We start from the raw sequence: 22417 nt of genomic DNA, 5'->3' as shown, positions 1-22417 counted from the left end.
GCACTTCGCGACGATGGAATGTGTCCTGTGGCGCGGCTCGGACGAGAGCTACCCATATGCGCGCTTGTAAGCCTACCATGTTACAGCCGGTGGCTGTACCGCGCCTAGTCGCTCAGATATTCCGGATAACGCGCCCGGATCCTGTCGAGCTCGCTGAGCGTGCCTGACAGATGCGTACGCAAGTGCTGCTGCGCGGCAACGGCGTCGCCGGCCTCGATCGCGCGGGTGATCAATCTGTGGTGCCGCACGATGTTCTGGGCCTTGCCGGGGGAGGGCAGGTGCAGCCGCCGCAAACGGTCGATATGTCCGCTGCGGCTGCGCACCAGCGTCCAGAGCTCCTGCTTCCCCGCGGCCGTGTAGAGCTGGGCGTGGAAATCATTGTCGCCAGCGATGAAGCTCTCGAAATCTCCGCCCTTGGCGAATTGCTGCTGGAGCGCGATCGCGTGGTCGAGGCGGATGATCAGGGATTCGTCATGGTTCTCCGCGAGCAGCCGCACGATCTCGAGCTCCAGCGCCTGGCGCAGGAAATGCGCCTGCTGGGCGCGGCCGACATCGACCCGGCTGACCACCGTCGCGTGCTGCGGAAACACGTCGACGAGCCCTTCTTCCTCAAGCCGCATCAATGCGTCGCGGATCGGCGTCGAGCTGACGCCGAATTGCGCGGCGAGAGCGGCGCGCGACAGCGGCGAGCCCGGCGGCAGATCAAGGGACAGGATCGCATTGCGCAGCCGCTCGAACACCTGTGGGGCGGCCTGCCGGGCGCGGTCGAGCCGCGCGCCGGGACGGGTCGCCGCGCGAGGCGCGGTATGGGGCACTTCCATGGCGGCGGCTCCGCGCGCTTGCCTTTGATGCACTAATGCATTAGTGCATCAGTAGCGCCGCTCGTCAATGCCGGCCGGAGGAAACGAACAACAATGATCAAGCAGTTCCAGCATGGCTTCGTTGCCGTCGCCCTGATCGTCGCCGTAAGCGCCACTCTGGCCGTATCGGCGGCCCCCGCGAGAGCGCAGCAGAAGTCCGAGGTCGCGCTGTCGCGCCAGCCCGGCATCTTCTACATGCCGAGCCACATCATGGAAAAGCAGAAGCTGATCGAGAAGCATGCGGCTTCGCTCGGCGTATCAGGCGTTACCACCAAATGGATCACCTTTTCCGGCGGCGGCGCGCAGACCGACGCTCTGCTCGCGGGCGGCGTCGACATCCTCAACACCGGCACCGGCAATCTCCTGCTGCTGTGGGATCGCACCCGCGGTGGTGTGAAGGGCATCGTCGCCACCTCGGCGCAGCCGATGACGCTGATCAGCAGGGATCCCAATATCAAGTCGATCAAGGATTTTGGCCCGACCGACAAGATCGCGGTCCCGACGGTGAAGGTCTCGACCCAGGCCATCGTGTTGCAGATCGCAGCTGCCGAAGCCTTTGGCGCCGATCAGTGGTCGAAGCTCGATGCCAACACGGTGCAGCTCGGTCACCCCGACGCCTATGCCGCGCTCGTCAATCCCAAGCACGAGGTGCACAGTCACTTCTCGATTCCGCCGTTCAGCTTCCTCGAGCTGAAGAACGTGCCGGGCGCGCATGTGGTGCTGAATTCACCCGACGTGATGGGCGGACCTCTGAGCCAGGCGCAGTTCTTCACCACCACAAAATTTGCCGACGCCAATCCAAAGATCATCCAGGCCGTGCGCGACGCGACCAAGGAAGCGCAGGACCTGATCCGCAGCGACACCAGGCAAGCGGTCGAGATCTACAAGGAGGTCACCGGCGACAAGACCTCGGTCGAGGAGCTGCTGGATCTGCTCAAGCAGCCCGGCATGATGGAATGGAATCTCGAACCGCAGGGCACGATGAAGTTCGCCGCCCACCTGTTCAAGACCGGAACGCTGAAGACCCAGCCGAAGGCGTGGACGGACTATTATCTCCCCGTTGCGCACGATCTGAAGGGCAGCTGAGCCCATGGCGCTTCTCGATGTCAGCGGGGTGACGCTGCGCTACAAGACCTCGAGCGCCGTCGTCACCGCGACCGAAAAGGTCTCTTTCACCGTCGACAAGTCCGATCGCTTCGTGCTGCTCGGACCGTCCGGCTGCGGCAAGTCGACTCTGCTCAAGGCAGTCGGCGGCTACATGATTCCGAGCGAAGGGCGGATGGCGATCCAGGGACGCGATATCGTCGGTCCCGGCGCGGACCGGATGATGATCTTCCAGGAGTTCGACCAGCTCCTGCCCTGGAAGACCGTGCTCGCCAACGTGATGTTTCCGCTCCTGACCGCACGGCGGCTGCCGCGCAAGGAGGCCGAGGCGCGTGCGCGAGCCTATATCGAGAAGGTCGGGCTGACCCGCGTGGTCGATGCCTATCCGCACACGCTCTCCGGCGGCATGAAGCAGCGCGTCGCCATCGCCCGCGGCATGGCGATGGAGCCGGACATTCTGCTGATGGACGAGCCTTTCGCGGCGCTCGATGCGCTGACGCGGCGAACCTGCCAGGACGAATTGCTCCAGCTCTGGAGCGAGACCAAATTCACCGTGCTGTTCGTCACCCATTCGATCGCGGAGGCGATCCGGATCGGCAACCGCATCCTGCTGCTGTCGCCGCATCCCGGACGCGTCAAGGCGGAGGTCGTCGATGTCGACCGCGTCTCCACCGACGATGGCAGCGCCGGGCGGCTGGAGAAGGAGATTCATGATCTCCTATTCTCGTCCGCGGCAACGGCACATTGAGGGAGCCGGTCATGAGCGAAGCGAGAATTCTGCTGCGAGCCGCATCGGCTGCGGACGCCGTCAGTGCCGGGGAAGTCGAGCGCAAGCTGAACGCCCTTGAGCTGTTGTGGAACGACGGCTTCATCCGCAAGGCCGTCATCATCCTGTTCCTGGCCGCAATCTGGGAAGCTTACGGCGTTTATCTCGATAACCCCCTGCTATTCCCGACGCTGCACGACACCATTGCCACGCTGTTCGAGCGCGTCAAAGACGGTACCATTCCGCTGCGCGCCTGGACTTCGCTCAAGGTGCTGTTCATGGGGTATTCGGCGGGCATCGCGCTCGCCGCCATCTTCACCGTGCTCGCGATCTCGACCCGTATCGGCACCGATTTCCTGGAGACGGTGACGGCAATGTTCAACCCGCTGCCGGCGATCGCGTTGTTGCCCTTGGCGCTGATCTGGTTCGGGCTCGGCAATGGCAGCCTCGTCTTCGTGCTGATCCATTCGGTGCTGTGGCCGGTTGCGCTCAATACTCACTCCGGCTTCAAGAGCGTGTCCAACACGCTGCGCATGGTCGGGCGCAATTACGGCCTGCGCGGATTGCCTTATGTCGCAAAGATCCTGATCCCGGCCGCATTCGGCTCGATCCTCACGGGACTGAAGATCGGCTGGGCCTTCGCCTGGCGCACGCTGATCGCGGCCGAGCTGGTGTTCGGCGTGTCCTCGGGGCAGGGCGGCCTCGGCTGGTTCATCTTCGAGAATCGCAACCTGCTCGACATCCCCGCGGTCTTCGCAGGCCTCTTGACCGTCATTATCATCGGGCTCTTTGTCGAGAACCTGATCTTCCGCGCCATCGAGCGGAATACCGTCCAGAAATGGGGTACCCAATCATGACCAAGAAAAAGACGCCCGATCAGCTCCGCAGCGCGCGCTGGTTCGCCCCTGATGACCTCCGTTCGTTCGGCCATCGCTCGCGCACCATGCAGATGGGCTACGCGCCGGAGGAGTGGAAGGACCGGCCGATCATTGCCATCCTCAATACATGGTCGGACGCGCAGCCCTGCCACATGCACTTCAAGTCGCGCGTCGACGACGTCAAGCGCGGCATCCTGATGGCCGGCGGTCTGCCGATCGAGTTGCCGGCGCTGTCGCTGTCGGAATCGCTGCTGAAGCCGACCACGATGCTCTACCGCAACCTGCTGGCGATGGACGCGGAGGAGCTGCTGCGCAGCCATCCCGTCGACGGCGTCGTGCTGATGGGCGGCTGCGACAAGACCACGCCAGCGCTGCTGTTGGGCGCCACCTCGATGAACATCCCCGCGATCTATCTGCCGGCAGGTCCCATGCTGCGCGGCAACTGGAAGGGCAAGACGCTGGGCTCGGGCTCCGACGGCTGGAAGTACTGGGACGAGCGGCGCGCCGGAAAGATCTCCGACAAGGACTGGGTCGATATCGAAGCCGGTATCGCCCGCAGCTACGGTACCTGCATGACCATGGGCACGGCCTCGACCATGACCGCGATTGCGGAAGCGATCGGCATGACGCTGCCCGGCGCCTCCTCGATCCCCGCCGCTGACGCCAACCACATCCGCATGGCCTCCGAATGCGGACGCCGCATCGTCGAGATGGTCTGGGAGGATTTGACGCCGAAGACGATCCAGACGCGAAAGGCGTTCGAGAACGCGATTGCGGTTGCGATGGCGATGGGCTGCTCGACCAATGCGATCATCCACCTGATCGCGCAGGCGCGCCGCGCCGGCCAGGACATCGGCCTCGATGACTTTGAGAAGGCCAGCCGCAAGGTACCCGTGATCGCCAACGTGCGACCGAGCGGCGATGCTTATCTGATGGAAGATTTCTTCTACGCCGGCGGCCTGCCGGCTCTGATGGAGCAGATCAAGCAGCACCTGCATCTGGATTGCGTCACGGTCACCGGGAAAACGCTTGGCGAGAACATCACCGGCGCTGAGGTCCACAATGATGATGTCATCCGCCCAGTCGACAATCCCATCTACAAAGAGGGCGCGCTCGCCGTGCTCAAGGGCAATCTTGCGCCGGACGGCTGCGTGATCAAGCCGAGCGCTTGCGCGCCGCGCTTCCTCAAGCACACCGGGCCGGCGCTGGTGTTCGATGACTATCCGTCCATGAAGAAGGCGGTTGACGATCCCGACCTCGACGTCACCGAGGATCATATCCTCATCCTGCGCAACGCGGGGCCCCAGGGCGGGCCGGGCATGCCGGAATGGGGCATGCTGCCGATCCCGACGAAACTCGTGAAGCAGGGCGTGCGCGACATGGTGCGCGTCTCGGACGCGCGCATGAGCGGCACCAGCTATGGCGCCTGTATCTTGCACGTCGCGCCGGAGTCTTATGTCGGCGGCCCGCTCGCGCTGGTGAGGAACGGCGACCGCATCACGCTCGACGTCGCCGCGCGCACCATCAATCTGGATGTGCCGGAGGCCGAGCTCGCCAAACGCCGCGCGGAATGGAAGCAGCCCGAGCGCCGCTTCGAGCGCGGCTATGGCTGGATGTTCACCAAACACATCAAGCAGGCCAATGACGGCTGCGACTTTGATTTCCTGGAGACCGGTTTCGGCGCACCGATCGGCGAGCCGTCGATTTATTGATCCGCCCGTCGTTCCGGGGCGATGCGAAGCATCGAACCCGGAACCCATTGCTCCGCAGCGTTTGCGGCCCGATGGATTCCGGGTTCGCGCTTCGCGCGCCCCGGAATGACGAAAGAGAGAGTGAGAACAAAATGACAAAACTCAGCGACGCCACCCGCAACAAGCTCAAGTCGGTCTCCACCGCCACCGTCGCCACCGCGCTGTTCAAGCGTGGCCTGCGCATCCAGATGATCCAGGATGTGCACCCCTTGAGCCCCGATCAGCCGACCATGGTCGGCGAGGCCTTCACGCTGCGCTACATGCCGGCGCGCGAGGATCTCAACACCATCGATGTGTTCAAGGACCGCTCCCACCCGCAGCGCAAGGCGGTGGAGGATTGCCCGCCCGGGGCCGTGCTGGTGATGGACAGCCGCAAGGACGCGCGCGCCGCATCCGCCGGCGCGATCCTGGTGACGCGATTGATGAAGCGCGGCGTCGCCGGTGTCGTCACCGACGGCGGCTTTCGTGATTCCGCCGAGATCGCCAAGCTCGGCTTCCCGGCCTTCCATCACCGCCCGAGCGCGCCGACCAACCTCACGCTGCACCAGGCGATCGAGATTAACGTCCCGATCGGCTGCGGCGACGCGCCGGTGTTTCCCGGCGACGTCATCCTCGGTGATGCTGATGGCGTGATCGTCATTCCCGCGCATCTCGCCGATGAGATTGCCAACGAGACGTTCGAGATGACCGCGTTCGAGGACTTCGTCACGGAAGAAGTCGGCAAGGGCCATGGTATCTTCGGGCTCTATCCGGCCACCGACCCGCAGACACTCACCGACTTCGCGGCCTGGCGCAAGGCGAACGGCCGTTAGAGCATGATCCGGAAAAGTGTGACGCGGTTTTCCCTCGCGACAAACGCGGAACGCGTTTGTGCGGAGATCATGCTCAAACAACGACCTGAAGCGCGATGACGATCCTCATCGCGCTTTAGTCCGCATCAACCACATCGTCACACGGGCCGGCCGTCATAACGGTCGGTTCAGAGCCAATCAGGAAGGAAACCTCAATGAATCTGTCACGACGCGATCTCTTGGCCGGTGCTGGTGCAGCGGCGGCTTCCACGCTGCTGGCGCGCACCGCGGGCGCGCAGTCTTTCCCGTTCTCGCCGAACCAGCGCTATCCGGATCCCGCCGTGCAGATCCTCGATCCGGGCTTTGCGAAATACCGGCTCTATTCCTCGACGATCGAGCAGGTCGCGACCGGCATGCGCTGGGCCGAGGGGCCGGCCTATTTCCCGGAGGGCGGCTATCTCCTGTTCTCGGACATTCCCAACAACCGGATCATGAAGTTCGACGAGAAGACCGGGCAGACCAGCGTCTTCCGCAGCAATGCCAACTACGCCAACGGCAATGCACGTGATCGCCAGGGGCGCCTGGTCACCTGCGAGCACTCCGTCACCCGCCGCATCACCCGCACCGAGAAGGACGGCAAGATCACGGTGCTGGCCGACAAGTTCGAGGGCAAGCGGCTGAACGCGCCGAACGACATCGTGGTGAAATCCGACGACAGCATCTGGTTCACCGATCCGACGTTCGGCATCAATGGCGAGTGGGAAGGCAAGAAGGAAAAGCCAGAGCAGGCCACCACCAACGTCTATCGCATTGCCAAGGACGGCAAGCTCACCGCCGTCCTCACCGATCTGGTCAATCCGAATGGCCTGGCGTTCTCGCCGGACGAGAAGAAGCTCTACATCGTCGAATGGAAGGGCACGCCCAACCGCAGCATCTGGAGCTACGATGTCGGCGACGACGGCAGCCTTGGCGGCAAGACCAAGCTGATCGACGCCGCCGACCAGGGCTCGCTCGACGGTTTTCGCGTCGACCGCGACGGCAATCTGTGGTGCGGCTGGGGCTCGAACGGCGCGTTGCAGTCTGAGCCCAACGACGTGGGCGGCCGCAAGGTCTACCAGCTCAAGGGCAAGTCCGAGGATCTCGACGGCGTGATGGTGTTCAATGCGGAAGGAAAGCCGCTCGCCTTCATCAAGCTGCCCGAGCGCTGTGAGAATCTCTGCTTCGGCGGTCCCAAGAACAACCGCCTCTATATGGCAAGCTGTCACTCCATCTACGCGCTCTACGTGGAGGCGCACGGGGCGGTGTAAGGGAACTATGTGGCGGTAGCTTGCGCCTTAATCTCCAATGTCGTCCTGGCTTTCGCCAGGACGGCGACGGGGAGGCAGCGAGGCCTATGCCTCCGCCATCCCCGCCGCCCACAGTGCAAACGCGTAGACGATCGCGACTTCATCCAGCCGGTCGAAGCGCCCCGATGCGCCGCCGTGGCCCGCGCCCATGTTGGTGCGGAGCAGGACCGGGCCACCGCCGCTCATGGTGGCGCGCAGGCGCGCGATCCATTTGGCGGGCTCCCAGTAAGTGACGCGCGGATCGGTCAAGCCGCCCATCGCCAGGATCGCCGGATAGTCCTTCGCCGCAACGTTGTCGTAGGGCGAGTAGGACAGGATGGTACGAAAATCCTTCTCGCTCTCGATCGGGTTGCCCCATTCCGGCCATTCCGGCGGCGTCAGCGGCAGCGTGTCGTCGAGCATGGTGTTGAGCACGTCGACGAACGGCACCTCCGCGACGATACCTGCGAACAGTTCGCCGGCGCGGTTTGCGACCGCACCCATCAGCATACCGCCGGCCGAGCCGCCGTGACCAATGATGCGCCTTGCGCTCGTGTACCTTGCCGCGATCAGCGCGCGTGCGCTCGCGGCGAAGTCGTCGAACGTGTTGGTCTTCTTCTCGCGCTTGCCGTCGAGATACCAGCCCCAGCCCTTGTCGGCGCCGCCGCGGATATGCGCGATGGCGTAGACGAAGCCGCGGTCGACCAGCGACAGGCGGTTGGTGTTGAAGGAGGCCGGCATCGCCGCGCCGTAGGAGCCGTAACCGTAGAGCAGCAGCGGCGCCGTGCCGTCGAGCGCAAGGCCGCGTCGATACACGATCGAGACCGGCACCTCGGCGCCGTCATCGGCCTTCGCCATGATGCGGGTGGTGACGTAGTCGGCCGCATTGTGACCGCTAGGAATCTCCTGGCGCTTGCGCAGGACACGTGAGCGCCTGGCCATGTCGTAGTCATAGACTTCCGACGGCGTCGTCATCGACGAATAGGAGAAGCGCAAGTTCGTCGTCTCGAACTCGTAGGAGCCCATCGTGTCGAGCGAATAGGCGGCTTCGTCGAAGGCGATGGCGTGCTCTTCGCTGTTGCCGAGATCGCGGATCACGATCGCCGGCAGCGCGTTGGCGCGCTCCAGCCGCACCAGGTGGCCGGCATAGAGATCAATATCGATGATGTAGATGCCCGGACGATACGGAATCAGATCGCGCCAGTTCTTTCGCTCCGATGTCGCGAGCGGTGCGGTGACGATCTTGAAGTCGATGGCATCATCGGCATTGGTGAGGATGAAGAGCTCATCGCCGCGATCGGCGAGCGAATACTGTACGCCCTCCTCGCGCGCCGCAACCAGTCGCGGCGGTGCGTCGGGATTGGCAAGATCGATCAGCCGCTGCTCGGAGGTCTCGTGGTCGCCGCCGGCGATCACGCAGAAACGTCCACTGGTGCTCTCGTGCAGATGGGTGAACCAGCCGGAGTCCTGCTCCTCATAGACCAGGAAATCGTCGGCCTGCTTCGTGCCGAGCCGGTGCCGCCACACCTGCATCGGTCGGTGATTGTCGTCGAGCTTCACATAGAAGAAGTTTTTGGCGTCCTTGCTCCAGACCACGCCGCCATCGGTTTCCTCGACGAGGTCGTCGAGATCTTTTCCCGTCGCCCAATCGCGCACGCGGATCGAAAAATACTCGGAGCCCTTGGTGTCGGCTGTCCAGGCCTGCAGCTTGTGATCGGGCGAATGCCGGCTGCCGCCGAACCTGAAGTATTTGTGGTCCTTTGCGAGCGCATCGCCGTCGAGCACGATGTCGCTGTCGCCGCCATTGCGCGGCAGGCGGCCGAACAGCTCATGCTGTCCGCCTTCGCGAAACTTGCGGAAGTAGGCGAACGGGCCGTCCGGTGAGGGCACGCTGGAATCATCTTCCTTGATCCGGGAGCGCATCTCGCGCACAAGCGTCTTCTGCAAGGGCGCAGTATGGCCGAGCAGGCTCTCGGTATAGACGTTCTCTTCATCGAGATATTTGCGGATGTCGGGATCGAGCACCTGGGGATCGCGCAGCACCTCCTGCCATTTCGCATCCTTCAGCCAGGCATAGTCGTCGCTCACGGTGATGCCGTGTCGGGTGAACGAATGCGGCCGCTGCGGCGCGACGGGGGGCTTGGTGGGGCTGGCGGTTTTGGTCAAGTCGATCCTCGCGTCAGGGGGCGTGTCCTGCCTTTATATCGGAGCGAAAGTGGGGGATTTAAAGAAGCTCAATGCGGCTGTGGGGCTGGAAGGTCGCGTCAAACTCCGCCGTCGTCCCCGCGAAGGCCGGGACCCATACCCCCAGGGAGAAGTCGTCGCACGAGCTGGTAACCCCGAGTCTTCGCCCAACCACATCCTGTGGTACCGGGTCCCGGCCTTCGCCGGGACGACATTGGAGTGTTTGGCTTACGCCCAAGCCTAACCCAAGCCTACACCCCGACCTGCTCGCCGAGATAGGCGACCGCGGCCTCGAGCCCGCCCTTGCCGTGCGGGATCTTCAGTGCGTTGAGGCCCACCTCGATCACGCCGAGCGTGCCGAGCAGCATCGGTGCGTTGACGTGGCCCATATGGGCGATGCGGAAGGCCTGGCCGGAGAGATCGCCGATGCCGGTGCCGAGCACCACGCCGCATTTGTCCTTGCAATAGCGCTGCAGCACCGCGGGATCATGACCGTTGCCCACGGTCACGGTCGTCACCGTGTTGGAACGCTCGCTGTTCTCCAGAATGTTGAAGCCGAGCACCTGGCCCTCCGACCACATCGCGACCGCGCGCCGCGCGGCTTCGCCGAGCAGACTATGCCGACGGAATGCGTTCTCGAGGCCCTCCTCGTGCAAGAGGTCGATCGCCTGGCGCAGCGCGAACAACAGATGCACCGGCGCGGTGCCCGCATATTTGCGATAATGCTCGGTGCCTTCGCGCTCGCTCCAGCTCCAATAGGGCGTCGCCATGTTCGCCTTCTTGTGCGCCTCGAGCGCGCGATCATTCGCCGCGACGAAGCCGAGCCCGGGCGGCGTCATCAGGCCCTTCTGCGAGCCGGACATCGCGACGTCGATGCCCCATTTGTCCATCTCGAACGGCATGCAGCCGAGCGAAGCCACGGTGTCGACCATGTACAGCGCGGGATGGCCGCTCGCCTTGATCGCCTTGCCGATCGCCTCGATGTCGTTCTGTACGCCCGAGGCGGTATCGACCTGCACGACGACGACGGCCTTGATCTTGTGCTCCTTGTCACGGCGCAGGCGCTCCTCGACCTCGTGCGGCCGCACTGCGCGGCGCCAGTCACCCCTGAGCACCTCGACCTCGGCGCCCATCAGGGATGCCGCGTGGCCCCAGCCGATCGCGAAGCGGCCGCTTTCCAGCACCAAAAGCTTGTCGCCGCGCGACAGCACGTTGCTGAGCACGGCTTCCCAGGCGCCGTGGCCATTGGCGATGTAGATGTAGGATTTGCCCTTGGTCGCGAACAGTTTTGAAAGATCGCTGATCAGGCTCTCGGTCAGGTCGGTCATCTGCTTGGAATAGATGTCGATCGCCGGACGATGCATCGCCCGCAGCACCTCGTCGGGCATCGTGGTGGGCCCGGGGATGGCCAGAAATTCCCGGCCCGCGCGAACGGTCATTGTTGTTCTTCCTTATGTGATGAAGACGATCTGGAGGGTCATCGACTTACGCTTTTACGCGCCGTCGGGCCCTAAGAAAAGCACGTAAAACGCGGGATAATCATGCAAGAAGCCGATCGTTCGGACATGACTATCGCCGTGTCTCGCGGCATCCTGCGGCTTCGGCTTCCTCCACCGAGCAGAACCAGCGGGTGCCCTTGCTGATCTTCATCTTGATCTGCGCGTACCACCGGCTGGTCGGCTGGTGAAAGATGCATTCGCCGGCGCTGTTGACGTTGCCCTTGATGGTGCAATCCGGGGACGGCGCGACGGCGCCCGATGCCGAGGCGAGCAGGATCGCATGGGCCCCTTCGGGCGGCTTGGTGGCGCCGAGGATCGCGGTCTTCCTGTTGCGCACGCGCCAGTCCCAGGGGGCGATGAAGGCGCCCTGCCACATGCCGGCCTTGGCTTCGCGCGCGACCGCTTCGTCGGCTTCATAGTCGTGGGAGATCCGGGTGAAGGCCAGCGCCCAGCCGTTGCGCACCAGCCATTTCTGGATGTCCTCGCCGTCGACCTCGCAGCGCGCCACGGTGCGGCCGCGGCGGTCGATCGACCTCGCATGGCAGACCCAGTTCTTGCCCTCGGCGTATTTGGCGAGCTCCTCGCGCGCCGCCACGCCGCAGGTCCAGCGCTCGCCCTTGGTGTTGAGGCAGAGCTGGTCGGTCGAGGGTGCATCGATGCCGCCGAGCCGGATGCGGGTATTGCCGATCTGGAGTGTATCGCCGTCGCGGATCTTTGCCGTGCCGGTGATGTCGGCAGCCTGCGCCAGCGACGGCAAGGCGAAGAGGAAAATCAAGCCAAGAAATGTTCGCGACATGCCGGTCCGCGCGTAATGAAAATTCCGATAAGCCCAGCAATTGTGGTCGGTATTTGGCCGCCGGGCCAGCACCTGCCCAACATATGGGCTTTCAACTTCCTGTCATCGGTGGGGCGAGTGGCGAATTGTGAATAGCGAGTAGGGAGACTGATGGTGGCTCCCATTCGTTATTCGCCATTCACCATTCGCCGCCTCGCAACCGCCAGCCCCATCAGGACGAAGGCCGACGTGACTTCGGGGCCGCCGACCAGAATTCGTGTCGGGGTCTTCATCTTGTTCCATTCATAGGCACGGAACGGGCCGCGGCGGCCGCCTTCGCCGAGAGCTCTGACGATGCAGTTCAGCGCCGGCGCGAAGGTCTTGGGATCGGCGCCGAGATGGCCGAGCGCGATCAAGGCGAGCGCCGCGTCGAATGCGTTCATCTCGGCGACGAGCATCTCGCCCTGGACATAGCCGAGCACGCGGGCGCGGATGAAATCGAAGGTGCCGTCGGGATCGATCGCGGCCTGGGCGGCCAGCGGCAGCGACAGGAAGGCGGCGTAGCAGCGGCCGAAATAGGCGCTGTAGAGCTCGGGCAGATAGTAGATGTGCGAGCGCGGATTGGCGAAGGCACCGCTCGCCGCCAGCCGCTTCTGGAAGGCGATGATGCGATGCACGGTGGCGAGCCGCGCCGGCGTCTCCAGAATCTTCCAGCGTTTAAGATTGCGGAAGGACACTTCGAGGATGTCGAGGTTCAGCGTTGGATCGAGATCGTTGCCATAGGGCCGCTCGCCGGCGAGATTGTCGATCCAGGTGGCGACGCCGCCTTCGTAATCGATGTTGTCGTTGAGCGGCACGGTGACGCGCGGCTCATTGACGCCCTCCCGCACCTGGTAGCCCACGTAGAAATCGAGCAGGGGCTGGGCGAGGATCGGATCCTCGGAGCCGGCCTGCGTCGCGGCCGAGAACGAACACGCCGTGGTGTCGCAGTCCGGCACGTAGACGCCGAAGCCGAGGTCCTGTTTGATCTGCGCGAAGAAGCGGGAGAAGCGCGGATGCGGCGGCGGTGCGAGCGCGGTGATGACGTCGAAGCGCGTGCCGTCCGTGCCGCTCACCGCCTCGCGGCTGATGTTGATGCAGAAATCGACCATGTCCGCGATCGCGGCCTGCGCGGCGGTGGCGTCCGCGGGCGAGGCGAGGCCGGTCTCGCGATAGGCGAGCAACGCCTCGATGAAGAAGGCGTCGTAATAGGCCGAGCGGTGGCGGATCTGCACCGGCTCCCACATCGGCTCGGCGATGCCCCGCCAGGGCGGATTGATGATGGCGCCTGCGCTCGAGCGCGCGATGAACACGCGCGCCAGGTTGAACAGCAGCGAGGAGTTCTTGTAGCCGCGCGAGTTCAAGCCGGTCAGCGCCATGATCAGCTCGCGCCCGCGCAGGTCGGGGTCGCCGATCAGGTTGAACGCGGCAAAGGTCGGCAGAAAGCCGTTCTGGCGGTAGCTGCGGAGCAGATGATGCGCGCAGTCGCGGATCACGCTGTCGATTTCCGCCAGCGCCGGCGCTACACCGTTGAACGGCATCGGTGGCGGCTTGGGATGGTCGAGCGCGATGGTGTCGAGGAGGTCGGCGACGGGACGGCCGACCGTTTCCCAGTCGGGCATGGCATCGTCACGCGCGCGGGTCAGTGCCGTGCGCAGCCGGGTCAGCCTCGCCTCATCGCGCAGGTCGGGCAGACCGGCGCGGCGGAGCAGCGCCCGCAGGGCCGGATTGCCAAGCGCGGTCTTGTAGAATTTTGCCAGATGCGGATCGCCGGTGGCCGGGCCCGCCAGCACGGGATCGCAGACGTCGTAAAGCGAGGGGCCGTCCTTCCGTGCCGTCAGGGCGCGGAAGGCGTGCCCGGCGAAATAATGAAAGCTCATGAATTACCTGGTCGCGCGGGGCCTTGCCGGGGTTCACGGCACGCCGTCCCGGCAGCGCGCCCATGTCTCCGCAAGTGATTGAAAAGTGTCACGAATTCGCGGGGAACACAAATGTGACCAATGTCACGGAAAAATTGGACACAGGAGCTGCCCGATCAGGGCTGAAAAGGGGCTCAAAGGATGACAAAATCCTCATCTGTGACGCTGCCAATTAACCAGCATATTCAGTGCTTTAGCTAAAAAGAAGGGCAATCTATTGCCGTGGGGGCGATATCCGGTTAAGGGTTTGTTTGGTGCGGCGCCGCAAATTGCGCGCAATTCGGGGACACATCCCCGGCCAATCCCTCAAACCTAAAGACGCCATCGCGCTACTCAGACAAGTGCGCGCGCCGCGATGGCTCCTGACAGGAATGAACCGAGATGAATGTAAGGCAGCTCGACATTTCCCGACGCACCATTGCGGTCGCCGCCGCCCTGATCGGCACGGTGTCGCTGGCGATCGGCGCCCACGCTGCCCTCAACATGCGCGCCCTCGATGCCGCCAAGGCGGTCTCGACCGCTGAGGTCACCGGCTCGGTCGGCCACACCTCGCGTCTCGCCCTCGTCATCGGCAATGGTCATTATCCCGACGCCAATGCGCCGCTGTCGCAGTCGATCAACGACGCACGTGCGCTGTCGTCCTCGCTGCGCAAAGGCGGCTTCGACGTTGACATGGTGGAGGACGCCAGCAAGGACGACATGGTCCGCGCCGTCAACCGCCTGAAGTCGAAGATCACGCGCGACAGCGTCGTCATGCTGTTCTTCGGTGGCTACGGCGTGCAAGCCGGCCGCGAGAGCTACATGCTGCCGGTCGATGCCGTGATCTGGAAGGAAAGCGACGTCCGCCGCCACGGCGTGTCGATCGAGAGCGTGCTCGAGATGATGAAGGAGCAGGGCGCCAAGGCCAAGCTCGTCGTCGTCGATGCTTCGCGCCGTAATCCCTATGAGCGCCGCTTCCGCTCATACAGCCACGGGCTGGCGCCGATCAGTGCGCCGGACAACGCGCTGATCCTCTCCTCTGCCTCGCCGGGCAAGGTCGCCGACGACGGCAAGGGCGAGCACAGCGTGCTGGTCAGCGAGCTCCTGAACAACCTCAATGCGCAGGGCAGCGCCGAAATCGTCTTCAACAAGACCCGCGTCGCCATCTCCCGCGCCTCCGAAGGCGACCAGGTCCCGACGGTGTCGTCCTCGCTCCTGGAAGACGTTCAGTTCGACCAGGCTGGCGGCTAGTTCCTCACACCCTGCAAGGTCTCGTGCCCCGGACGCGGCGCATCATGAAATGATGCGCTGCTGAGCGGGGCCCATGCCTTCATGCGGAGCTTTCGGGAGAGATGGGTCCCGGCCCAGCGCAGCAGCGTGCACGCTGCTGCGCGTCCGGGACAAGAGCCCTTCTTACGCGTTTACTTCGTCTCCGCGCTCGCCGTTACCGGGCGAACTGGGTCGCCTTCGCGCAATAGCGCGCCGGCGCGGGCGACGACGATGTCGCCTTCATTGACGCCGTCGCGAATCTCGATATTGCCGCCGGACATCAGCCCGATCTCGACCCGCTTGGTCTCGACGCGGTTGCGGCGGATGATCTGCACCACGGTGCCGGCGGGACTGTACTGCACGGCGGTCAAGGGGACTGCGACATTGCAGCTCTGCCCGGTCTTGATCAGCGCGCGTCCGCTGGAATTCAGCAGCAGCCGCCGCGGCGTCGAGATGCCGATATAGACCATGCCCTGCTGGATGTTCGGCTCGACCGTCGGCCCGATCTTGCGCACCTTGCCGTCGATGTCGCCGGCACCCGCGACGCGCACGGTGGCCGGCTGATTCACCGCGAGCTTCTTCATGTCGGCGGTGGCGACCAGGCCGACGAGGTCATATTCGCTGCGCGCCACGATCGAGAACAGCGCTTCGCCGCGCGCCGAGGCCGGTGCGCCGATCTGTGCCGTCGAAGCGGAGATCACACCCGCGACCGGCGCCGTCACCTGGACTGTACCACCTTCGGGCAAGGCCAGCCGCGCCAGCACCTGGCCGGCGGTGATGGTGTCGCCGGCTTCCGCCAGCACCTCCGTCACCTTCAATCCGGGACGCTCGGGCCGCACCGAGCTTTCCTCGCGCGCGATGATCGTGCCGCTCGCCTCCACGATGTCTGAGAAACAGGACTTTGCCGCCTTCAGCACCGTGACGGCCGGTCCCTTAGGTGCCTCCTCATCGGCGGCTCGGGCCGGGAGAAGGCCAAGAAAAAGGCCAAGCCCCAGTGCGGTGGCCGCTGGAAGCAGGGTTTTGCGAGATTTGCGGGTGCAACGACGCATCGGACCAATCCACGGGATCAAACGCTTCACTCGATAGCAGATGGCGGGGGCACAGACCATGGCGCCCGAGTGGCAGGACGGATCGCCGCAGGTGCAGGTCACGGCAAGCCTTTGATTAGTCGCGGGATTGAAGATCAGGTTCGGCGCCTCGCGCCATCCGTCAGCTAGGGCGTTCGCCGAGCAGCCTACCGGTCGTGCGATTGATCAGGTGCAGGCGCGCGCACGCCGGACACGTCACCGAATCGTGCGTATTCCTGGAATCGGACAGCTCGGCCGTAAGCCGATGCTGAACGTTCATGCCGGTCTGCGGGCATTTGAAGACAATATGACGGTCCATCGCGTGCCGGAATATGACGGCAGCGAGCCGCGACCGAAACTACGGATGATTGCGTAGGTCGGTCGCAGCTCCCGCCCTCTTACTGCAGCGCGATGAACTCCACCCAGTTCGGCTTCTTGCCGGTCGGATAGGACTTCAGTTTGGTTAACGCGCCGCTGGTTTGGTCGATCGCATAGACCGACATGCCGTCGGACAATTCGCCGAGGGCGGCGAGATAGCGGCCGGTGGGATCGATGTTGAAGCCGCGCGGCTGCTTCTCCGTCGGCACGGTGCCTACCGTGGTGAGTTTGCCGCTTGCCGGATCAATCTTGTAGGCTGTCAGCGTGCTGGTGGTCCGCTCCGAGGCATAGAGGAAGCGGCCGTCGGGCGTGACATGGATGTCGGCGGCCCAGGGTTTGCCGGTGAAACCTTCGGGGAGCGCCGTAGTCCGCTGGATCTCGCTCCACCCGCCGGACTTGGCGTCATAGCTGAACGCCGCGACGTCGCCGTTCAGTTCGTGGATGAGATAGACGTATTTGCCGTTGGGGTGGAATACGAAGTGCCGGGGACCCGATTTCTCAGGTACCTTGTAGACCGGCGGATCGCTCGGCGTCAGTTCGCCGGTGGTGGCATTGAAGACGAAGGCCAGCACCTGGTCGGAGCCGAGATTGGTCGCAAACGCAAAGCGATTGTCGGGCGAGGGGATCAAGGCGTGCGCATTGAGCCCGGTCGGGATCACCGGCTTGGGCTCGCCGACGACGCCGGTATCAAGCAGCGGATTGAGCGTGACCTTGTTACCGCCATAGGAAGCGCTGAGCACGAACTTGCCGGTGCGATCGGTCATGACATAGGCCATGCTGTCGGCGAGCGGCCCGTTGCCGATGTGCTTGAGCGTGCCGGTCTTCGGATCGATCGCAAAGCTCACCGCCGAGAACGGCTGCGAGCGCACGCCGGCGATCAGCACGCGGTGATCGGGTGTCACCGCCAGCGGCGTCGAGGAGCCGGGCTTCTCTATGCCGGCGAAAGGCGCGGTCTGCACCGGGCTCATCTCGCCCTTGTCGTCGATGCGGAAGACGGAGATGTCGTTGCTGTCGGCATTGCCGACATAGGCAAATGTGTCGGCCATACCGGCGCGGACTCCGAATTGGGTGGCAAGAATGACGGCGCATGCCGCAAGCGGCAGTCGTTGCAGGATAGTACGGGGGGGCGGTCGAGACATCAGGCTTCCTCCAGCTTTCCAAAATCGCCCTTGCCGTCCGGCATGGCTTTTCTTGGTTGCCGGCGAGGATACAGGGCTCCCTGCCATTCCGCCAAAATCCACGTTGGATCGATCGATGTCGAAATTGTATCGGTCGGGTGTCGCAAAGCCGGCACCGTGACGCGAACCAATGTGGTGCGCATGAATTGAGTCCGGGCAGGCCTCAGAGGAGCTTGGTCATTGCCCCGCGAAAACGATCTTGAGGGTAAGCCCGATATGGGCGGCAAGCATGGCGGCCAGGCCGGCCAGCCTAAATCTCCGCCACGCCCAAAAACCAGCCAGCGCGATGAAGACGCGGTGGCAAAGCATCGGGGCCATCAAACCGATCAGAGGCCGCCACCGACCAACAAGAGATAGTTCGGCAAGATATTGGCCCCAGGATAATGGCCTTGGGTGCGCTCACAGGCCGCAGCAGAAGAGGAACGGCATCGTCGTTCGGCTGTTCTAGAATTCCTGCTTGCGGCGGGAGGCTTTTGCGGAGGCTGACGTGTTTTGGATTTATTGGGACACCGCCTGGTCGATCATCATCAGCGGCATCATGTTCGCGACCATCGTCGCGCATCCCGACGCTGAGTTCGCGGAAGTGCGCGCGGCAAAACGATCCTGAGGCCTGCACTGCGTCGGGGCCGCGTGTCTCCGTAGTTCTGCGGAGTCAGCGCCGCCGCGCGTCGTTGTTCGATGCGACGGCCTTTGCCCGTATCGAGGTGAACCAAATCTTAGGCGCGCGACGGTAATTTTCCGCATCTTTCATAGGATGCGGCCCGCAATGAAATTGTCTGGCAATCCCTCCATTCGTTCGGTTCTGGGCGCCATCATCGGCATCCTCGGCCTGTTTCTGCTCGCCCAGCTCGCGACCGGACTCTATGGCGCGGTTGAGCGCAACGCCGCGGCGCAAAAGCTCGAGCGCTTTGCGGGCACCGACCAGCAGCTCTTTGCGACCCTGCTCGGCTTTCGCCTGGAGCGCGGCACATTCCTGTCGGCGCTGCTGGCGGAGGGGCCGGCCAACGCCAATGCTGACAATCGCATCGCCAGCAACCGGCAATTGTCGGAAGCCGCCTATAAGAGCGTGCTCGAGCGTCTCGAGGGCGTGACCGATTCCCGTCTCGCCGGTGCCCTGAGCCGGCTGGTCGCAATTCATGACGCGCTCGTGTCGCTTCGGCCCAAGGCGGAAGCCGCCATCCACCAGGCGAAGGCCGAGCGCGTCACGAAGCTCGCCGACGATTTCCGCAAGATCGCGCAGGATTATCTCGACGCGATTCTGGCGCTGACGGGCGAGCTCGAGAATGCGCTGAAGCTGAGCGATCCCGTGGTCGATCATCTCCTGGGCGTGAAGCAGTCGGCCTGGGCCGCGCGCAATTTCGGCGGCCTGATCGCGATCCGCCTGGAAGCCGCGGCGGCCAGTGCAAAACCCTGGAGCGCCGCCGACATGGTCGGCGCCGCCGAGGATACCGGCCGTGCCAAGCAGGCCTGGAGCCAGGTGCTGGATGCAGCCGGCCGCGCCGATGCGCCCGCCAGCCTCACCGACGTTGTCGCGCGCTCGAAGCAGGGCGAAGCCGCGGCCATGGTCGAGCGCCAGCAGGGTTTCATCAAGGCGCTGAGCAACAACCAGACGATCGACATCAAGATCGAGGATCTCTCCAAGCTCAACACCGCCATCCTCAACTCCAGCGTCGAGGCCGGTCAGGTCGCGCTGGCCGAGATGGTCGCGCGTGCCGGGCAGCAGATGAGCTCGGCGAAGTGGAGCCTGGTGTTCAATGGCGCGATGATGCTGGTCGCGCTTGCCATCACCGTGTTCGGCTTCATCCTCGTCAACCGCCGCGTCAGCGTCCCGATCCGGAAGTTGACTCAGGCGATGCGCCGGCTTGCCGAGCGCGACTATGCGATCGAGCTCGCCGGCATCGAGCGCGGCGACGAGATCGGCGAGATGTCGCGCGCGGTGTCGGTCTTCAAGGAGAACATGATCACGGGTGATCGCCTCGCCGAGGAGCAGGCGGCAGAGCAGGCGCGCAAAGAGCGGCGCCAACTTGCCGTCGAGCGGCTGATCGGAGAGTTCGAGAAGACCGTCACGGAATCGCTGCATACGCTAGCCTCGGCGTCCGGCGAACTGAACGCCACCGCGCACTCGATGTCGTCAACCGCCGAGCAGGGCTCGTCGAAAGCGGCCTCCGTTGCGTCCCTGTCGGGCGACGCCTCGTCCAATGTCCAGACGGTTGCCGCTGCCACGGAAGAGCTGTCGGCCTCGATCGCCGAGATCAGTCGCCAGGTCGCCGAATCGTCGAGCATTGCCGGGGCCGCCGCGACGGAAGCTGATCGCACCAATGGCGAGGTCCAGGCGCTGGCGGACGCCGCCCAGCGCATCGGCGATGTCGTTGCGCTGATCACGGGCATTGCCGAGCAGACCAATCTGCTCGCGCTCAACGCCACCATCGAGGCCGCGCGTGCTGGCGAAGCCGGCCGCGGCTTTGCCGTGGTCGCATCCGAGGTGAAGAACCTCGCCACGCAAACCGCGAAGGCGACTGAGGAGATCACCGGGCAGGTCGCCGCAATCCAGGGCGCGACGCGTTCGTCCGTGACTGCGATCCAGTCGATCGGCACCACCATCCAGCGCGTCAACGAGATCGCAGCCGCAATTGCCGCCGCGGTCGAGGAGCAGGGCGCCGCCACGCGCGAGATCGCCCGCAACGTGCAGCAGGCCTCCCAGGGCACTACGGAAGTCTCGCGCCATATCTCCGGCGTCTCACAGGCCGCCGGCCAGACCGGCGCGGCCGCCGGCGAGGTGCTCGATTCCGCCAAGGTGCTGGCGCGCCTGTCGGAGGATCTGAAACGCGAGGTCGACAGCTTCGTCGAAGATCTCAGGGCAGCGTAGCGCGACTCCGCTCCGCTCTCCGTGCCCCGGATGCTGCGCAGCGCGCCGCCCTTCGCGGCGTGATGCGTTGCTGATCCGGGGCCCACACCGAACGGCAAAGCGAGGTCCCGGTTCAGCAGCGCATCACGTCATGCTGCCGGGCATGAAGCAGCGTATCAGCGTGCGGCCGTTGACGTAGTACGGCCAGACCATGGTGCGACCGGCGCGGTTCGGCTCGGTGATCACGGTGTCGTCCGGCACCTCCACCCACATACCTTCGAGACGAACGCGGTAATGGCCGTCCCGGGTGTCCCAGTCGGCATCGGCTACCGCGGTGCCGTCGGCGTCCGCGCAGCACGGGCCGCCGCCTTTGCTGTGCAGGCTTTCGAACCAGCCTTTGAGGGGGGAATTCGCAAACCGGCCGTCGTCGCGGCCTTGTACGGGGGCGCCGATCACGGCAAGCGCCACAACGAGAGGGGGTAACCGATAGCCGACAGACATCCTTTCGCCTCTTGGGTTTCGCACGCAAAACAAAACGTCCGGCCCCGAAGGCCCGGTGCGCACGTGATGCATTTTCAGCTGACACCCCCCGGCCGGACTGTTCCGCATCAGCGATTGCGACAACCCACGGGTCGAAGGTTTGATCCTATTTGGGAACGCGCATCATTGCGGCCCTATCGGTCAGAATCTGTGACCGATTGCCGATCGTCCATTTTGTCGACTTGATGCGGGAGCGAATTGAGCGCAGGTTTGCGCCCGTGATTTGTCGTGAAGGGCTTAAGGGGCTTTGGGATTCATGGTGATCGCATCGAGGGCGACAATTGCCGTTTGCTCGTTCCTGCTGGTTGCGGCCGGCGGTACCGCGATCGCTGTCGGCACCGGCGGGCTGTGGCAGGCGTTGCGCGGCGGGGCCGAGGTCAAGGTCGCCGACGGCAAGGCCCAGGTCGAATCCAAGCCGGAAGCCGGGGCGGCGCTCGCGGCGCCGACATTCCTGCCGCCGAGCGCGCCGTCCGTCGCACCGTCAGCGGCGCCCAGCAATGACGTCGCCACCGCGCTCGGCAAAGCGCAGTCCGCGCTCGCCGATCTGCCGGCGCCGACCGCTCCGCCGCCGGCTGCTAGCGAGGAGACCGGGCCGCGTTTCGATGTCGCTCGCGTCGATGATGACGGCGAGGCGGTGATCGCCGGCCGCGCCGCGCCGGGCGCACGCGTCGAGCTGCTGCGCGATGGCGAGAGCCATGCCTCCGCAGTTGCCGATGCGTCCGGCCTGTTCGTGATGACCCCGCCAAAGCTGCCGCCGGGCAGCTACAAGCTCAGCCTGCAATCGACGGCGCCGGACGGCAGCGTGACGAAATCGAGAACCGACGTTCCCGTGACGCTGAACGCGATGGCGCAGCCACCGCGCGCCGCACAAGCGCGTACCGATGTCGCCAAGGTTGCGAAGGACACGCCCACCGGCGAAGCTCCTGTGAAGGAGGCCAGCGCGGCAGCCTCACCGGCCGCAGCGCCGAGCACCGCGCAATCCACTTTGGCACTCGCCGCCGCGCCGTCCGCCGAGAAGGGTCCGTTGCGCTCCAAGGTGGAGACGACGGGTTCGACTAGCTCCAACCGCATCGTCATCCGGGGCGACAGCCTCTGGCAGATCAGCCGCCGCGCCTACGGCGATGGCCTCAGCTACGCCCTGATCTACAACGCCAACCGCGACAAGATCCACAACCCGGACCGGATCTATCCCGGCCAGACATTCGTCTTGCCGCGCAAGGCAAGGTGAGGGGTTCTCGATCCCGCAAATCCTAAGGTGGGTTGCCTGAGC

Annotated in this window: 19 protein-coding genes; 10 read left to right on the top strand and 9 right to left on the bottom strand. The window is 64.5% G+C overall.

Annotation, left to right across the window (positions count from 1 at the left end; genetic code table 11):
* Positions 1–104: 104 nt before the first annotated feature.
* Complete coding sequence (locus tag SO139_RS27325) at positions 105–821, bottom strand: GntR family transcriptional regulator (RefSeq protein ID WP_498540966.1); 717 nt, start codon at positions 819–821, stop codon at positions 105–107.
* Between the two features lie 93 nt (positions 822–914).
* Between SO139_RS27325 and SO139_RS27320 the strand changes: the two genes are divergently transcribed.
* From SO139_RS27320 to SO139_RS27295, 6 genes are all read left to right on the top strand, one after another.
* Entirely contained in the window at positions 915–1946 is a 1032-nt protein-coding gene (locus SO139_RS27320) for an ABC transporter substrate-binding protein (protein WP_449384163.1), read from the top strand.
* 4 nt (positions 1947–1950) lie between these two features.
* Positions 1951–2712: an ABC transporter ATP-binding protein gene (locus tag SO139_RS27315; RefSeq protein WP_449384164.1), complete on the top strand. Its 762-nt coding sequence runs from the start codon at positions 1951–1953 to the stop codon at positions 2710–2712.
* Positions 2713–2723: 11 nt separating this feature from the next.
* Positions 2724–3587: an ABC transporter permease gene (locus SO139_RS27310; RefSeq protein ID WP_449384165.1), complete on the top strand. Its 864-nt coding sequence runs from the start codon at positions 2724–2726 to the stop codon at positions 3585–3587.
* Positions 3584–5320 (top strand): L-arabinonate dehydratase, encoded by a 1737-nt coding sequence (gene araD / locus SO139_RS27305; protein WP_449384166.1) that lies wholly within the window; start codon positions 3584–3586, stop codon positions 5318–5320. Before SO139_RS27310 ends, araD begins: the two co-directional genes overlap by 4 nt.
* A 131-nt stretch (positions 5321–5451) precedes the next feature.
* Entirely contained in the window at positions 5452–6171 is a 720-nt protein-coding gene (locus SO139_RS27300) for a ribonuclease activity regulator RraA (RefSeq protein ID WP_498540965.1), read from the top strand.
* A 194-nt stretch (positions 6172–6365) separates the two neighbouring features.
* The gene (locus SO139_RS27295; RefSeq protein WP_498540964.1) at positions 6366–7457 is read left to right on the top strand and encodes an SMP-30/gluconolactonase/LRE family protein; all 1092 of its coding nucleotides are present in this window, start codon (positions 6366–6368) and stop codon (positions 7455–7457) included.
* A gap of 84 nt (positions 7458–7541) precedes the next feature.
* Here SO139_RS27295 and SO139_RS27290 read toward each other — a convergent pair whose 3' ends face one another.
* The 4 genes from SO139_RS27290 to SO139_RS27275 form a co-directional block, all read right to left on the bottom strand.
* Complete coding sequence (locus SO139_RS27290) at positions 7542–9641, bottom strand: S9 family peptidase (RefSeq protein ID WP_498540963.1); 2100 nt, start codon at positions 9639–9641, stop codon at positions 7542–7544.
* Positions 9642–9910: 269 nt separating this feature from the next.
* Positions 9911–11098, bottom strand: a complete 1188-nt coding sequence (locus SO139_RS27285; RefSeq protein WP_449379731.1) for a pyridoxal-phosphate-dependent aminotransferase family protein — start codon at positions 11096–11098, stop codon at positions 9911–9913.
* 130 nt (positions 11099–11228) lie between these two features.
* A complete protein-coding gene (locus SO139_RS27280) occupies positions 11229–11954 on the bottom strand; it encodes a thermonuclease family protein (protein ID WP_449379732.1) in 726 nt (241 codons plus the stop codon).
* Between the two features lie 167 nt (positions 11955–12121).
* Positions 12122–13852, bottom strand: coding sequence for a hypothetical protein (locus SO139_RS27275; protein WP_498540962.1), 1731 nt, complete (start codon positions 13850–13852; stop codon positions 12122–12124).
* Positions 13853–14272: 420 nt separating this feature from the next.
* Here SO139_RS27275 and SO139_RS27270 point away from each other — a divergent pair, with 420 nt between their 5' ends.
* The gene (locus SO139_RS27270) at positions 14273–15121 is read left to right on the top strand and encodes a caspase family protein (RefSeq protein ID WP_449379734.1); all 849 of its coding nucleotides are present in this window, start codon (positions 14273–14275) and stop codon (positions 15119–15121) included.
* A 170-nt stretch (positions 15122–15291) separates the two neighbouring features.
* Here SO139_RS27270 and SO139_RS27265 read toward each other — a convergent pair whose 3' ends face one another.
* Positions 15292–16188, bottom strand: a complete 897-nt coding sequence (locus SO139_RS27265) for an efflux RND transporter periplasmic adaptor subunit (RefSeq protein WP_449379735.1) — start codon at positions 16186–16188, stop codon at positions 15292–15294.
* Positions 16189–16315: 127 nt separating this feature from the next.
* On the opposite strand from SO139_RS27265, the gene SO139_RS27260 reads away from it, so the two are divergent.
* Positions 16316–16582 (top strand): hypothetical protein, encoded by a 267-nt coding sequence (locus SO139_RS27260; RefSeq protein ID WP_449379736.1) that lies wholly within the window; start codon positions 16316–16318, stop codon positions 16580–16582.
* Between the two features lie 22 nt (positions 16583–16604).
* On the opposite strand, the gene SO139_RS27255 is transcribed toward SO139_RS27260, so the two are convergent.
* A complete protein-coding gene (locus SO139_RS27255; RefSeq protein ID WP_498540961.1) occupies positions 16605–17723 on the bottom strand; it encodes a lactonase family protein in 1119 nt (372 codons plus the stop codon).
* Positions 17723–17905 (bottom strand): hypothetical protein, encoded by a 183-nt coding sequence (locus tag SO139_RS27250; RefSeq protein ID WP_498540960.1) that lies wholly within the window; start codon positions 17903–17905, stop codon positions 17723–17725. The genes SO139_RS27255 and SO139_RS27250 overlap by 1 nt, the downstream gene beginning before the upstream one ends.
* Before the next feature lie 623 nt (positions 17906–18528).
* On the opposite strand from SO139_RS27250, the gene SO139_RS27245 reads away from it, so the two are divergent.
* Complete coding sequence (locus SO139_RS27245; protein ID WP_498540959.1) at positions 18529–20628, top strand: methyl-accepting chemotaxis protein; 2100 nt, start codon at positions 18529–18531, stop codon at positions 20626–20628.
* A 123-nt stretch (positions 20629–20751) separates the two neighbouring features.
* On the opposite strand, the gene SO139_RS27240 is transcribed toward SO139_RS27245, so the two are convergent.
* On the bottom strand, positions 20752–21108 hold the full coding sequence (locus tag SO139_RS27240; RefSeq protein ID WP_449379740.1) for a hypothetical protein: 357 nt from the start codon (positions 21106–21108) through the stop codon (positions 20752–20754).
* A gap of 295 nt (positions 21109–21403) precedes the next feature.
* Here SO139_RS27240 and SO139_RS27235 point away from each other — a divergent pair, with 295 nt between their 5' ends.
* Positions 21404–22375, top strand: a complete 972-nt coding sequence (locus tag SO139_RS27235; protein ID WP_449379741.1) for a LysM peptidoglycan-binding domain-containing protein — start codon at positions 21404–21406, stop codon at positions 22373–22375.
* Positions 22376–22417 lie beyond the last annotated feature (42 nt).

The sequence above is a fragment of the Bradyrhizobium sp. UFLA05-89 genome (assembly GCF_059803475.1).
Note: the sequence above shows the minus strand (reverse complement) of the source record. Positions and strands in the feature narration are given on the sequence as shown.